This is a genomic window from Pelomicrobium sp. G1 (assembly GCF_051905455.1).
In the GTDB taxonomy this organism is placed as follows: Bacteria; Pseudomonadota; Gammaproteobacteria; order Burkholderiales; family UBA6910; genus Pelomicrobium.
The window spans coordinates 1-909 of sequence record NZ_JBQACR010000046.1; the positions used below are offsets into that span (position 1 = coordinate 1).

Annotated in this window: 2 protein-coding genes; both read right to left on the bottom strand. The window is 58.2% G+C overall.

Annotated features, from left to right (window positions below):
- Positions 1-119 precede the first annotated feature (119 nt).
- Positions 120-629: a DUF6933 domain-containing protein gene (locus ACTFO6_RS17310; RefSeq protein WP_439935678.1), complete on the bottom strand. Its 510-nt coding sequence runs from the start codon at positions 627-629 to the stop codon at positions 120-122.
- 11 nt (positions 630-640) lie between these two features.
- Positions 641-909 (bottom strand): hypothetical protein (locus ACTFO6_RS17315; protein ID WP_439935679.1); only part of this gene is annotated, 269 nt, incomplete at its 5' end.

Genomic DNA, 909 nt, shown 5'->3' on the forward strand with positions numbered 1-909 from the left:
GCCTGGTTGCAATGGAAGCGCCGCCTCTTGGTTCGCTGGGAATACTACGCCGCAAACTTCCTGGGTTTCGTGCAGTTGGCGTGTATCACCATGCTGCTAAGGCAATTTTGAGATAGGTTCTAGTCAGCCCATTTTTGGGCTAGCAATTCTGAGGTCTTTTTATGCGGGAATATGAGCCGATCAAGACCTTTCCTTGCATGGCATGGTCTTTCTGACAACCGGTCTTCGACCATGCGCAGCCAAGCCTCGTCCCAGGCTCCAACATCGAGGAAGTGCGGGACAGCCTTTGCGAAGTCCACCATGATCCCGAGCACAGAGCGGTCGATGGTGACATCGATATGGACTTGACTCATCACCGAGGTCTCGGCACGGATAAGCGACGATGCGATGCCCAGGCGAGCCAGGCGTTCCGCGACGACTTCGGCCAGGCGGTTCGGAAGAGTCCGAGCGTCACGCGCCGGTAACAAAATCGGCAGCAATGAGGTTGAGCTGACAAGAAGGAGGAGCGGCCGTCGATTAACGACAAGTCGATTGACATACCAGTCCCCGAGTGCGGTGTCTGAATGGGCCGCCGCTGTCATCGGGGCCAGCACCGATTGGAGCTCGCGTGTCGGTCGGAGCGTCACCATCGCAGTCGAATTTACCGGTTGATGTTGGTCAGTGAACGCTCCGGTTCATCAGATTGTGCAACCCCTTTACGGCATGCCGAGCCGGGTGTTTGTTCATTGTTCATTTTTGTTGCGGGCATCGCTCTGCTTGCGCAGGACGCCTTTCCCCCTTCCAAAGACTCACCCCCTTGGCGACCAGCAGCGCCGGCCATTGAAAATCGCCCACGGATGCCGGACGCCAGCCATCGCTCGCTGCCACCCGCAAGGCTCGTCTCCGCGCGCCAAGAGGTCGGCAATGGCC